The sequence below is a fragment of the Clostridioides sp. ZZV14-6387 genome (assembly GCF_020657835.1).
In the GTDB taxonomy this organism is placed as follows: domain Bacteria; phylum Bacillota; class Clostridia; order Peptostreptococcales; family Peptostreptococcaceae; genus Clostridioides; species Clostridioides difficile_A.
In genome coordinates this window covers 1-14,060 of sequence record NZ_JAGWCW010000029.1, presented here as the reverse complement: position 1 = coordinate 14,060, position 14,060 = coordinate 1, and the positions used below count along the sequence as shown (strand labels likewise).

Annotated in this window: 14 protein-coding genes; all 14 read left to right on the top strand. The window is 29.8% G+C overall.

Annotated elements, in window-relative coordinates:
* Positions 1-79 precede the first annotated feature (79 nt).
* The 14 genes from spoIIR to KGF38_RS15915 all read left to right on the top strand — a co-directional run bounded on the left by spoIIR (position 80) and on the right by KGF38_RS15915 (position 13,842).
* Positions 80-739 (top strand): stage II sporulation protein R, encoded by a 660-nt coding sequence (gene spoIIR / locus KGF38_RS15980; RefSeq protein ID WP_054271996.1) that lies wholly within the window; start codon positions 80-82, stop codon positions 737-739.
* 50 nt (positions 740-789) lie between these two features.
* A complete protein-coding gene (locus tag KGF38_RS15975; protein ID WP_054271995.1) occupies positions 790-1,275 on the top strand; it encodes a cell wall hydrolase in 486 nt (161 codons plus the stop codon).
* 200 nt (positions 1,276-1,475) lie between these two features.
* Complete coding sequence (gene murI, locus KGF38_RS15970) at positions 1,476-2,282, top strand: glutamate racemase (RefSeq protein ID WP_054271994.1); 807 nt, start codon at positions 1,476-1,478, stop codon at positions 2,280-2,282.
* Positions 2,283-2,298: 16 nt separating this feature from the next.
* Positions 2,299-2,727, top strand: coding sequence for a DUF1934 domain-containing protein (locus tag KGF38_RS15965; RefSeq protein WP_054271993.1), 429 nt, complete (start codon positions 2,299-2,301; stop codon positions 2,725-2,727).
* 182 nt (positions 2,728-2,909) lie between these two features.
* Positions 2,910-4,298 carry a tRNA lysidine(34) synthetase TilS gene (gene tilS, locus KGF38_RS15960; RefSeq protein WP_054271992.1) on the top strand — a complete coding sequence of 463 codons (1,389 nt, stop codon included), beginning with the start codon at positions 2,910-2,912 and terminating at the stop codon, positions 4,296-4,298.
* A 33-nt stretch (positions 4,299-4,331) separates the two neighbouring features.
* Positions 4,332-6,299 (top strand): ATP-dependent zinc metalloprotease FtsH, encoded by a 1,968-nt coding sequence (ftsH, locus tag KGF38_RS15955; RefSeq protein WP_054271991.1) that lies wholly within the window; start codon positions 4,332-4,334, stop codon positions 6,297-6,299.
* Positions 6,300-6,598: 299 nt separating this feature from the next.
* Positions 6,599-7,576, top strand: a complete 978-nt coding sequence (locus KGF38_RS15950) for a biotin--[acetyl-CoA-carboxylase] ligase (protein ID WP_054271990.1) — start codon at positions 6,599-6,601, stop codon at positions 7,574-7,576.
* Positions 7,569-8,537, top strand: coding sequence for a P1 family peptidase (locus KGF38_RS15945; RefSeq protein WP_074178782.1), 969 nt, complete (start codon positions 7,569-7,571; stop codon positions 8,535-8,537). The genes KGF38_RS15950 and KGF38_RS15945 overlap by 8 nt, the downstream gene beginning before the upstream one ends.
* A 156-nt stretch (positions 8,538-8,693) precedes the next feature.
* Positions 8,694-9,311 carry an ECF transporter S component gene (locus tag KGF38_RS15940; RefSeq protein ID WP_227832531.1) on the top strand — a complete coding sequence of 206 codons (618 nt, stop codon included), beginning with the start codon at positions 8,694-8,696 and terminating at the stop codon, positions 9,309-9,311.
* An 18-nt stretch (positions 9,312-9,329) separates the two neighbouring features.
* Positions 9,330-10,100, top strand: a complete 771-nt coding sequence (locus KGF38_RS15935; RefSeq protein ID WP_021386477.1) for a type III pantothenate kinase — start codon at positions 9,330-9,332, stop codon at positions 10,098-10,100.
* Between the two features lie 138 nt (positions 10,101-10,238).
* A complete protein-coding gene (dusB, locus tag KGF38_RS15930; RefSeq protein WP_054277779.1) occupies positions 10,239-11,207 on the top strand; it encodes a tRNA dihydrouridine synthase DusB in 969 nt (322 codons plus the stop codon).
* A gap of 108 nt (positions 11,208-11,315) precedes the next feature.
* Positions 11,316-11,795, top strand: a complete 480-nt coding sequence (gene greA, locus KGF38_RS15925) for a transcription elongation factor GreA (protein ID WP_054271987.1) — start codon at positions 11,316-11,318, stop codon at positions 11,793-11,795.
* A 14-nt stretch (positions 11,796-11,809) separates the two neighbouring features.
* Entirely contained in the window at positions 11,810-13,339 is a 1,530-nt protein-coding gene (gene lysS / locus KGF38_RS15920) for a lysine--tRNA ligase (RefSeq protein ID WP_074178783.1), read from the top strand.
* A 308-nt stretch (positions 13,340-13,647) separates the two neighbouring features.
* Positions 13,648-13,842, top strand: a complete 195-nt coding sequence (locus tag KGF38_RS15915) for a hypothetical protein (RefSeq protein ID WP_054271985.1) — start codon at positions 13,648-13,650, stop codon at positions 13,840-13,842.
* The last annotated feature ends 218 nt before the right edge of the window (positions 13,843-14,060 follow it).

Below are 14,060 nucleotides of genomic sequence, written 5' to 3'. Positions count from 1 at the left end.
TATTAAAAAATATTATGAATAAATTAAATTAAATTGGACATAATTGATGATATAAATTTATCTTAAGGGGGAATTTTCAGTGAGAAAAGTTAAGATTAGATTGGGATTATTAATATTAAGTTTTATATCAGTTATATCAATAATGACAATAGTAATAAATGGTGAAGTAAAAAAAGTCGATAATATATCAAAAGACTATAAAGATAAATTAATAAGATTTCATGTTATAGCAAATAGTAATACAGATGAAGACCAAGCACTTAAATTAAAAGTTAGAGATGAAGTGATAAAATATCTACAACCTAAGCTTCAAAATTCAAAAAGTATAGAAGAAAGTGAAGCGATTATAAAAAGAGAATATAGTAGTTTGGAAGAAATAAGTAAAAATATTATTCTTGAAAATGGATATAATTACAGTGTAAAGGTAGGTATACAATATAGTAATTTTCCTACTAAACAATATTCTAATATAGTTCTTCCAGCTGGTGAATATAAAGCTTTAAAAATTATCATTGGAAAAGGTGAAGGGAAAAATTGGTGGTGTGTCATGTTTCCTCCATTATGTTTTGTTGATGAATCTAATGGAGTGATAGATAAATCTACAGATGATAAGTTGAAAGAAGTATTAACAGATAAAGAATATAAGTTGATAAAACAAGATACACCAAAGAAAACAAGTAGAGTAAAAATTAAATTTAAGGTACTTGAAGTAGTAAAAGATTTAGAGAAAAAGTTCTAAAAATAAGATTTTAAGGAGTGGTTTTAATCATGGACAGGTGGAGTAAACTGATGGCTATACTATTAGCTTTTACTTGTATATTTATGCCTATTGAAGAGGTGTTTGCATATGAACCAGCAGAGAAAGTTAATAAAATAAATAAAAAAGAAGAAAATATAGCAAAGAAGGAAGTCATAAATTTATCTAATGACGATTTGATGCTATTATCTAGGTTGGTTGCAGGAGAAGCTAGAGGAGAAAGCTATGAGGGACAGGTCGCTGTAGCAGCTGTAGTAATAAATAGGATATTGGACCCTAGATTTCCAGACACAATAGAAGAAGTCATATATCAAAAAAATGCATTCTCAGTTGTGCTTGATGGTTCGATAAATATGGCACCAACAGATTCAGCATGTAAAGCAGCTCAAGATGCACTTTATGGAACTGACCCAACTAATAAAGCAGTATATTTCTGGAATCCAGAAATAGCCACTTGCAAATGGATAAATAGACTAAGTCCATATATGAGAATAGGAAATCATGTGTTTGCAAAATAAATATAAATTTTGAGTAGTGAAAGGAGTTGTCTTTTTCTAGAAATTATTTTCTAATTTGAGATAGCTCCTTTATTTTTTGTGTAAAATAAACTATAATAATCATTTAGGTAATAATATATTAACTATGAATATAAATATAAATTTTAGCGATAAATAAGTTGTTGTTAAACACAAAAATGTAAAGTAGGTGTTGTATAAAGATGAGTAATAAGCCAATAGGAGTTTTTGATTCAGGATTAGGTGGATTAACAGTTCTAAAAGAGATAATGAAAATATTACCAAATGAGGATATAATATACTTTGGAGATACTGCCAGAATACCATATGGTTCAAGATCTAAAGAAACCATAATTAAATATACTTTTCAAGCTATAAACTTTCTAAAGACTAAAGATGTAAAAGCTATAGTTATAGCATGTAATACTGCTACTGCAAGGAGTTTAAAAGAAGCCCAAGAAAAATATGATATACCTATAATTGGTGTTATAGAAGCAGGAGCTAGAACTGCTGTAAGTTCTACAAAAAACAAAATTGTAGGAATAATAGGAACTGAGGGAACTATAAGTTCAAAAGCATATAATTTAGAAATATCTAAAATAGATGAAAGCATAGAAATTGTTAACAAAGCATGCCCTTTATTTGTACCTATTGTTGAAGAAGGATGGGCAAATACAGAAGTAGCTAAATTAACAGCAAAGATATATTTACAAGAATTAAAAGAAAAGAATATAGACTCTTTGGTATTAGGATGTACTCATTACCCTATTTTGAAGAGAACAATAGGCGAAGAAGTTGGAGAACATATAAAACTGGTTAACCCAGCTAAAGAGACTGCTAAAGATTTAAAGACGATTTTAGAGGTACAAAATATGATAAATAACAAAGAAGTTCATGGAGCATATCAATATTATGTATCAGACATACATGAAAAGTTTTCGGATATAGCAAGAGAATTCTTAAAGAAAAAGATTGATAAGATTCAAAAAGTAGAAATACAAAAATATTAGCGTATATGAAGAATCTATGGAGGGAAAATCGTTGAGTGTAAAAATAAGTATAAATACTAGACAATATGATGAAAAAGGAAATATGGACACCATAGAGATGACTACCTTTGGTAAAATTTTTTATAAAAATGATGGAATATATGTTATTTACAAAGAAAAAGAAGAAAATATAGAGATAACTAATACTATAAAGATACTTAAAGATAAAGTTAGTATCAAAAAATTTGGTGCTATTAACTCAACAATGTTGTTTAAGTGTGGAGAAAATAGCACTACAAAATATGTGACCCCACAAGGTACTTTATTAATTGATATTAATACAAGGGAATTGGATATAAATATACAAGAAGGGGAACACATAAAATTGAAAATAGACTATAATATAAAGATACAAGATTTATTTTTAGGTAGGAATAAAATAGATATATACATAGGTATTAAATAATAACTATAGCTATTTTCTAGAAATTTTATAAAGGTAGTGAAAAAACTACCTTTTATTTAATTTATTTGGTATTATTATATTTATATTAAACTTTAATTTCTTAAAATTGATACAAGGGTTTAGCGTTTTTTTATAGAAAGTATACTTAAAAGTGAATAAAACTAAGTGTAAGAGGGATAAATATGATATTTGATAAGGTACTAGGTACTATAAATAAACATAATTTAATACAAAAAGGCGATAAAATAGTTTTAGGTCTTTCTGGAGGGCCTGATTCGGTTTGTTTATTGCATGTACTAAATAGATTAAAACAAGATTTTAATATAGAAATATATGCAGCACATTTAAATCATCAGATAAGAGGGATAGAAGCTCAAAAAGATGCATTATATGTATCTAAACTTTGTGAGGAAATGGGAATTGTATTCTTTGTAAAGTCTATTAATGTACCAAAATATTGTGAAAATGAGGGAGTGTCATTAGAAGAAGGAGCGAGGAAATTAAGATATGAAATGTTTTTTGAAATTAAGGATAAGATTAAAGCTAATAAGATAGCCATAGGTCATAATCTTAATGACCAAGCTGAAACTGTTATGATGCGTATCATGAGAGGAACAGGTCTAACAGGTTTAAAAGGAATTGATTATATTAGAGATAATTGTATAATTAGACCAATATTAGATGTGGAAAGAAGTGATATAGAGGATTATTGTGAAGCTTATAATTTAAATCCTAGAATAGATAAAACAAATTTAGAGAATATATACACTAGAAATAAGATAAGGTTAGACCTTTTACCATATATGAAGGATAATTTTAATTCAAATGTAATAGAATCTATAGTGAGGATGAGCAATAGTTTAAAAATTGATAACGATTATATTGAGAAAGAGGCAGAGGCTAAATTTATAGAAGTTTCAAGTGTAAAAGAAAAGGGCTTTGTAGAGATAAATTTAGACGATTTTATTTGCTTACATGATGCTATCAAAGTTAGGGTTCTTAGAAATTCTATAAAACATATACTAGGAGATACTAATTTTGTTGACCAAAGACACATAGAAGATATAATGTCTTTAGAGGATAATTCAAAAGTAAATAAAATGTTAACTCTTCCAAGAAATATATTTGTTTATAGAAAAAAAGACAGTATAATATTAACCAATGAGGAAATTGTTAATGAGGAGATTGAATTTTATTACAATGTACCTAGTAATGGGTTTATTAAAATAAAAGAATCAAAACAAATTATTGAGACCCAAGTAATGAGTATAGATAGGTATAAGAGTATGAAATTAGACAATTCATCTAAAGGGTTTGATTTTAATAAGGTAAAAGGGGGTATAGTAATAAGGAGCAGAAGGCAAGGTGATAAGATAAAACTTGCTATGGGAAGTAAAAAAGTGAAGGATTTATTCATAGATTTAAAAATCCCAAGAGAAGAAAGATGCAAAATTCCTATAGTCGCAGATAGTGAAGGGATAATATGTGTTGGAGATTATAAAATCAGTGAGAATTATAAAATTGATGAGAACACAAAAGAAGTATTAAAAATTAATTTTAACAAATTATAGAGCAAAGCAATGTATGAAAGGAGGGCTTCTATATTGAATAAGTTGCTAAAAGGGGCAGGTTTTTATCTACTTGTTTTTATAATTATAGTGGGTATAGTTCAATTCTCAGGTAAGCCTACAGAAAAAATAAAAGATTTAAAATTCTCTGAAGTATATAGAGAATTAACCGATGAGAATATATCAAGATTATACTTTGTAAATCAAACTTCAGTAGAAGGTACTATAAAAGATACAAATACAAAGTTTAAGTCATATGTTCCAACAGAAGTAATGGGAAATAAACTTGCAGATGAGGTGTTAGACCAAGCCAAAGCTGGGAAACTAACTTTTGGTGGTGAAGCTAAGCCATCTACACCTTGGTTTGTCGAAATGTTGCCTACATTACTGTTAATATTCTTTATGGTAATTCTTTGGTTCGTATTTATGAATCAGTCTCAAGGTGGAGGCGGAAAGGTTATGAGCTTTGGTAAATCAAAGGCTAAGGTTCATAAAGATGATGAAAAAACTAGAGTTACATTTAAGGATGTGGCTGGATTAGATGAAGAAAAAGAAGATTTACAGGAAGTAGTAGACTTCTTAAAGAATCCTAAGAAATATATTGAATTGGGTGCAAGAATACCAAAAGGTATGCTTATGGTAGGTCCTCCTGGAACTGGTAAAACATATCTATCTAGGGCTGTCGCAGGGGAAGCAGGAGTTCCATTCTTTAGTATAAGTGGTTCTGATTTCGTTGAGATGTTTGTTGGGGTTGGTGCTTCGAGAGTAAGAGATTTATTTGAACAAGCTAAGAAAAGTGCTCCAGCCATAATATTTATAGACGAGATTGATGCAGTTGGTAGAAAAAGAGGTGCAGGTCTTGGTGGAGGTCATGATGAAAGAGAGCAGACTCTTAATCAACTTCTAGTTGAAATGGATGGATTTGGAGTAAACCAAGGTATAATAATCATGGCTGCTACAAATAGACCAGATATACTTGACCCAGCATTACTTAGACCAGGAAGATTTGACAGACAAGTTGTTGTTGGTACACCAGATGTAAAAGGAAGAGAGGCTATATTTAAAGTTCATTCAAGAAATAAGCCACTAAGTGATGATGTTAAAATGGATGTATTAGCTAGGAGAACACCAGGATTTACTCCTGCAGATATAGAGAACTTAATGAATGAAGCTGCAATATTGACAGCTAGAAAAAGAGAAAAGAAAATTAAGATGGAAACTATAGAAGAAGCTATAACTAAGGTTATAGCAGGTGTGGCTAAAAAATCAAAAGTAATAAGTGAAAAAGAAAGAAGACTTACAGCATATCATGAAGGTGGGCATGCAGTTTGTGCTCATGTACTTGAGGAGGTAAGTCCTGTTCATCAAGTTACAATAGTACCAAGAGGAAGAGCTGGAGGATTTACAATGCAGCTTCCTGTTGAAGATAAATTCTATGCTACAAAAAATGAAATGAAAGAAAATATTGTAGTTTTACTTGGAGGTAGAGTAGCAGAAGAGTTAGTACTTAAAGATGTATCTACAGGTGCTTCAAATGACTTAGAAAGAGTTACAGCTACTGCAAGAAGTATGGTAACAAAATATGGGATGAGTTCTAAGCTTGGTCCAATGTCATTTGATAGTGATGATGAAGTGTTCTTAGGTAATAGTTTTTCAAGTAAGAGAAATTATTCTGAAGAAGTTGCCTTTGAGATAGACCAAGAAACAAAACGTATAGTTGATGGTGCATACGATAAGACAAGAAGTATACTACAAGAAAATATGGATAGATTAGAGTATGTGGCACAAGCCTTACTTATATATGAAACTTTAGATGCAGAACAATTTGTAAAAGCGTTCAATAAAGAATTACCACTAAATGATATTGAAAATGCAATTACAGAGGAAAATTCGCCTAAAGAAGTTGAAGAACAACTAACTATAAAATTAGAAAAAGATGAAGAAAGAAACAATGTTATTGATATAAATAAAAATTTAGATAATAAATCTGATGAAGATAAATAATTTTAAAATATTGGTCATTTTAAAATTATTATCTGTTATGGATTAAATACTAAAACTGAAAGTATAATATTAAATTACTGAGCAGAGTATATTTGCAGGTGTTAATTTGATTGATACTTTCAGTTTTTTTATTATTTTACAAAGGTTTAAGTAAAATATCTACATAAAATATAAATCTGATTATGATAATATATTGAAAAGGAAATTTGAAATTAATAGTATTAAAAGTCTATGAATAATGTATAATTATTTATTAGAAGAAAATAAGTCATGAAATCATGTCATATTAGAGGTGAAATATGCGAGATAAGATAATAGAAATTATATTAAATAATAAATCTGAATTTATTTCAGGGGAAGAATTATCAAAACAATTAGGAGTATCACGTGCAGCTATATGGAAACATATGAAGGCTCTAAAAGAAGAAGGATATAATATAGAGTCTGTAAATAAGAAAGGATATAGATTATCAGAAAACCCAACTGATTTATTAAGTCCCCAGAATATTTACTATAAATTAAATACAGAGTTTATTGGAAAGAATGTCATACATCTTGAAACTATAGATTCAACTAATGAATATGCAAAAAGAATAGCTACAAATAATATAGATGGAACTGTGATTTTAAGTGAACATCAGGATATGGGAAAAGGTCGATTGGGAAGAAACTGGGATTCTAAACCTCATGAAGGAGTCTGGATGAGCATTATTTTGAAACCAGATATGGAACCATTTAAAGCACCATTTATAACTTTAATAGCAGGGGCAAGTGTAACAAAGGCCTTAAATAATTTAGGAGCAAATACTCTAATAAAATGGCCAAATGATGTTATTTTAAATGGTAAAAAAATATGTGGTATATTAACAGAGTTATCTGCTGAGATTGAAAGAACAAACTATGTTGTTCTTGGAATTGGAATAAATGTTAAGACAATGGATTTTGAACCAGAAATAGCTGAGAAAGCTACATCACTATATAAAGAAGGATATAAATTATCTAGAGTAGATATTGTTAGAAATGTATTGACTGAATTTGAAAAATTGTATTTAGATTATATTGTAAATAACTCTAGAGAAAAAACTTTAAAAATGTGTAGAGATTATTCTGCAATTATAGATAAAAATATATATGTATTAAAAGGTAATGATAAGGAATTAGTGAAATGTATGGACATAAATGAGGATGGAAATTTGTTAGTTCAAAGCAGTGATGGAAATGTAAAAGAAATCATTTCAGGTGAAGTTTCTATAAGAGGAGAGAAGGGATATGTATAATAGTATTTTGGATGTAGAAGGTATAAAGGTTGGGCAAGTGGAGGATAGAGATGGTCTTACTGGATGTACAGTAGTAATATGTGAAGAAGGAGCTACTTGTGGTGTTGATGTAAGAGGTTCTGCTCCAGGGACTAGAGAAACCGATTTATTGGACCCTGTGAATATGGTTCAAAAAGTTCATGCAGTAGTTTTGGCTGGTGGTTCTGCATATGGTCTTGAATCTACTTGTGGTGTAAGTAGATACTTAGAGGAAAAAGGAATTGGATTTGATGTAGGTGTAGGAAAAGTACCTATAGTTGTTGGAGCAGTGTTATTTGATTTGGCAGCAGGAGATTTTAAGTGTAGACCAGATTTACAAATGGGTTATAGAGCTTGTGAAGTCGCAAGCAAGGATATTTTAAATCAAGGAAATTATGGAGCAGGATGTGGAGCCACTGTTGGAAAGATAAGAGGTCAGGAGTATGCCATGAAAGGTGGTATAGGTAGTTATTCCATAAAATTGGATAATGGTCTAATTGTATCTGCATTGGTTGCTGTAAATGCTCTTGGAGATGTTTATGAAAATGGTAAGGTTATAGCAGGGGCTTTAAATGATAAAAAGACAGAGACTATTGATACATATAAGCTAATGAAACAAGGTGAAAGTAAAGGTGGATTTAGTATAGATAATACTACAATTGGAGTAATTGCAACAAATGCTAAGTTAACTAAAGCTGAATGTAAAAAGATATCTCAAATGGGTCATGATGGTTATGCCAAAGCCATTTTTCCTATTCACACACCTCATGATGGAGATACAATATTCACAATATCAACAGGAAAAATAGAAACAGATATAACATTATTAGGTTCATTAGCTGTAGAAGCAGTAGAAAAAAGTATAATAAATGCGGTGAAAAAAGCAGATAGTGTAAAAAATATAATAGCGTATAAAGATATAGTAAAAAAACGAGAAATATGATGAAATTAGCATATTTTTCTTGTCAAATTGTTGACAATAGTAATTCGTCTTGATAAAATTATTCTTGTTAGAGCGGGCATCCTAGAATGGTAGCCTGACTCAGAAATATAAGAAAAAAGACCGAAAAACAAAAAAATTAAGTAGTCCGGCATCGTTATGAGCTGGAACGGAGGTGTATTTTTTATGATGAACACAAGTGCATCAGTAAGAAAAGTAAATGTAAGAAAAATGACTATAATAGGAGTACTATCAGCTATTTCTATTATGCTATCTATGACTCCATTGGGATTTATTCCAGTTGGACCTACAAAAGCAACTATAATGCATATACCAGTTATTATTGGGGCTATTATAGAGGGGCCAATAGTTGGGGGTGCAATAGGGTTTATATTTGGAGTATCAAGTCTCTTAAACGCTATAATAAATCCAACCATAACATCCTTTGTTTTTATAAATCCGTTAGTTTCAATATTACCAAGAGTTATGATAGGTATATTGGCTTATTATGTATATCAATTAATAATTAAGGCTACAAATAAGGTATACATATCAGGTTTAATTACAGGAGCGATAGGTTCCTTGTTAAATACAGCTGGAGTTTTAGGAATGATATATGTCTTATATGCTGACAAATATCTTCATGCAATGGGTCAAAGTGGTTCAGCAGGAAAAGTAATAATGGCTCTTGCCGCAGCAAATGGAGTACCAGAAGCAATAGTAGGAGCTTTAGTAGTAGCTGCCGTTGCCACTGTACTTAAGAAAAGCAAAAAATAGAAAGAAGGTTAATGACATATGCTTCTAGTATTTGATGTTGGAAATACTAATATGGTTTTAGGTATATATAAAGGTGATAAATTAGTTAATTATTGGAGAATTAAAACAGATAGAGAAAAAACATCTGATGAATATGGAATCCTAATAAGTAGCTTATTTGAGTATGATAATGTGGATATAAATTCTATTAATGATGTGATAATATCATCTGTAGTACCAAATGTTATGCATTCTCTTGAAAACTTTTGTATAAAATACTGTAAAAAACATCCATTAATAGTAGGTCCAGGCATAAAAACAGGTCTAAATATAAAATATGATAATCCAAAGCAAGTCGGAGCAGACAGAATAGTTAATGCTGTAGCAGGAATAGAAAAGTATGGAGCACCAAGTATACTTGTTGACTTTGGAACAGCAACTACGTTTTGCGCTATCTCTGAAAAAGGTGAATATCTAGGTGGAACAATAGCGCCAGGAATAAAAATATCTAGTGAGGCATTATTTCAAAGTGCATCTAAATTACCTAGAGTAGAATTAACTAAACCAGGTATGACTATTTGTAAGAGTACTGTATCAGCTATGCAATCTGGAATAATTTATGGATATGTTGGTTTAGTGGATAAAATAATAAGCATGATGAAGAAAGAATTAAATTGTGATGATGTTAAAGTTATAGCTACAGGTGGATTAGCTAAACTGATTGCTTCAGAGACAAAAAGTATAGATTATGTAGATGGTTTTTTAACACTAGAAGGATTAAGAATAATATATGAAAAAAACCAAGAATAATTAATATACAGGGAATTGGGTTATATATCCAATTCCCTTTTTATGATAGTTTCATAGCTTTATGTGGTATATTATAATGAGGAAATATGAACTTTAAAATCAAATCGTAAAATAAAGGAAAAAAATAGGAGAAAAGCAATGAAAATAGGAAATTTAGAATTGAAAAATAAAGTTTTTCTATCACCTATGGCAGGAGTAACAGACCTACCATTTAGATTAATTTGTAAAGAACAAGGTTGTGGACTTTTATATACAGAAATGATAAATGGTAAGGCACTTTGCTATGATGATGAAAATACTAAAAAAATGCTTAAGATAGAAGAGGAAGAACATCCAGTAGCTGTTCAGATATTTGGTTCAGAGCCAGATTTTATGGGAAGAGCAGCAGAGATAATGAATGATTATTCAAATGAGATTCTCGATATAAATATGGGATGTCCAGCTCCAAAAGTAGTTAAAAATGGAGATGGGTCAGCACTTATGAAAAATCCTAAGCTCGCTGAGAAGGTATTAAAGGCAGTGGTGAAGAATTCAAAAAAGCCAGTAACTTTAAAGATAAGGAAAGGGTGGGATGATAATAGTGTAAATGCTGTTGAAATAGCAAAGATAGCAGAAGCTTGTGGAATAAGTGCTCTAGCGATACATGGAAGGACTAGAGAACAGTTTTATACAGGTAAAGCAGATTGGAATATAATTGCAGAAATTAAGAAAAATTTAAACATACCTGTTATAGGAAATGGTGATGTATTTACAATAGAAGATTCAATAAATATGTTAGACAAAACTGGTTGTGATGCTATAATGATAGGTAGGGGTGCTCAAGGTAACCCATGGATATTCAAAAGAATAAACCATTATATGAATACAGGTGAGATTTTGCCAGAGCCAACTCTTAACGAAAAAATAAGTACTGCCATTAAGCATTTAAAACTTGCAGTAGAAGAGCATGGAGAGTATGTAGCTGTAAGAGAAATGAGGAAACACATCGCTTGGTATTTAAAAGGACTTAGGAATTCTGCAAGATTAAGGGATGAAATTAACAAAATAGAAGACTATCAAGAAGTTGTGTCGAAATTGGAGTACTATATGGAAGACTCCTTGACATAAAAATAATAGTGACTTATAATATAGCGCATAAATTAAAAAAAGATTATAAAATTTTTAAAATATAATTAGGAAAATTCCTAAGAAATCTGTGAAGGAGTTGTATTTATAATGGAAGAAAATAAAGAGTTTTTATTGACACAAGAGGGATATGATAAATTAGAAGAAGAATTAGAAAACTTAAAGGTTGTAAAGAGAAAAGAAGTTGCAGAGAGAATCAAGGTTGCTATATCTTTTGGTGATTTATCTGAAAATGCTGAGTATGATGAAGCTAAAAAGGAACAAGCACAAGTTGAAGAAAGAATTCTAAAATTAGAAAATATGGTTAGAAAAGCTGTTATCATAGATGAAAGCAAAATAGACCTTAATGTTGTTACAATAGGATCAATAGTTAAAGTTAAGGATTTAGAATTTGATGAAGATGTTGAATATACTATAGTTGGTTCGACAGAAGCAGACCCATATGATGGTAAAATATCAAACGAGTCTCCTGTAGGGAAAGCACTTTTAGGTAGAGCTGTAAAAGAGATTGTAGAAGTGCAAGTTCCTGATGGAGTTGCTAAGTTTGAAATATTAGAAATAAGAAGATAATCTGGAGGAAAAAAATGAAAAATAATCAACAAAGCAATGAAGAAGCACAAATTCAGGAAGACCTTAGTGAAGTACTTCAAGTAAGAAGAGATAAACTAAAAAAATTACAAGAATCAGATAGAGACCCTTTTAAAGAAAGTAGATATGATAGAACTCATTATTCTACTGAGATAAAAGATAACTTTGATTCTCTTGAAGGTAAAACTACAAAAATAGCAGGACGTATAATGAGTAAGAGAATACAAGGTAAGGCTGGTTTTATAGATATTCAAGACCAAGAAGGAAGAATTCAATCTTATGTAAGATTAGATGCTATAGGGGAAGAAGAGTATAGTGTATTTTCAACATATGATATTGGAGATATAGTTGGAATTGAAGGGGAAATATTTAAAACTAAAAAGGGTGAGATATCTGTAAAGGCTAAATCTGTAGTATTACTATGTAAATCTTTACAAGTACTACCAGAAAAATATCATGGATTAAAAGACCAAGAATTAAGATATAGACAAAGATATGTTGACTTAATAGTAAATCCAGAAGTAAAAAATGCTTTTTTAACTAGAACAAAAGCGTTAAAAGCATTGAGAACATACTTAGATGATAGAGGATTTTTAGAGGTTGAGACTCCAATATTAAATACTATAGCAGGTGGAGCAAATGCTAGACCATTTATAACTAACCATAATACTTTACATATACCAATGTATTTAAGAATAGCTAATGAATTATACTTAAAGAGACTTATTGTTGGTGGATTTGATAAAGTTTATGAAATGGGAAGAATGTTTAGAAATGAAGGTATGGATTTAAAACACAATCCTGAATATACTGCAATAGAACTATATCAAGCATATGCTGATTATACTGATATGATGGAAATAACAGAAAATGTTATTGCACATATGGCAGAAGTTGCTACAGGAAGTATGATAATTAACTATCAAGGAACAGAAATAAACTTTACACCTCCTTGGAAAAGAATGAGCATGGAAGAGTGTGTTAAAGAGTATTCTGGGGTAGATTTTTCTACTATAGATACAGACGAAGAAGCGTTAGAAGTTGCTAAAGAAAAAGGTATAGAAATAAAACCTGGAATGAGAAGAGGAGAAGTAATAAATGCTTTCTTTGAAGAGTTTGGAGAAGATAAATTAATCCAACCAACATTTATAACTCATCATCCAGTTGAAGTATCTCCATTATCTAAAAGAAATAATGAAGACCCAAGAAGAACTGATAGATTTGAAGCATTTGCTAATAAATGGGAATTAGCTAATGCGTTTTCTGAACTTAATGACCCAATTGACCAAAAAGGAAGATTCATGGACCAATTGAGAAAAAGAGAATTAGGTGATGATGAAGCCTTTGAAATGGATGAAGACTTCTTAAAAGCATTAGAGGTAGGTTTACCTCCCACAGGAGGATTAGGAATCGGTATAGATAGAGTAATTATGTTATTAACTAACTCTCCATCTATAAGAGATGTATTATTATTCCCTACTATGAAACCTATTGATAATAATCTAAATAAAGAAGAAGAGAACTAAAAAATATAAGCATTCTACTAAGTTTTAAATTAAGTATAGCTGTTAAATTAGCAATAAATAGCTTTATTTTATTTAAAGTGTTACTGTAGAATGCTTTTTATATGTGACAAATTACTTTTTAGATATTTAATTTATAAATTACCAACAAACATTAAAAAATGATATTAATTTTTGTTGATTGAGACTTTATATTTAGAAAATATGATTGAAAGTAATTTATTATGAAAATATTTAGAATAATTTTTGAGAAGGTAAAAGGAATATTTTCTGAGAATACTATATATAAAAAATTATTGGGGGAATGTCTGATGTTTCAAGTAATTGATTTTTTATGTTTATTCTGTGTTGGATTTTTAGTTCTTGATGTTATGGTATATTTTTGTAAAGATGCAATGGATATCTTTGAAAGTACAACTAAGGTTAATAAAGTTAAGAGCATAAATGTTTGGGCAGATAGAGTCAGAGCTAATTCATATTCTTATGAAAATAAAATTGCAAAATAGGTAAAACTATATATGCAGGTATTGCTTGTAATATCAAGGGTTATATCTATTAGTTTTAATTGAATTTATTAAAAAAAACAAAGAGTTATAACCTTTTTAGAAATAAAAAATAAAAAAATATTGAAAAAGTGTTGACGAAACATTTTTAAGATGATATAGTATTACTTGTCCTTAAGAAAAGGGCAAACATGAAAAATGAACTTTGAAAATTAAACAGT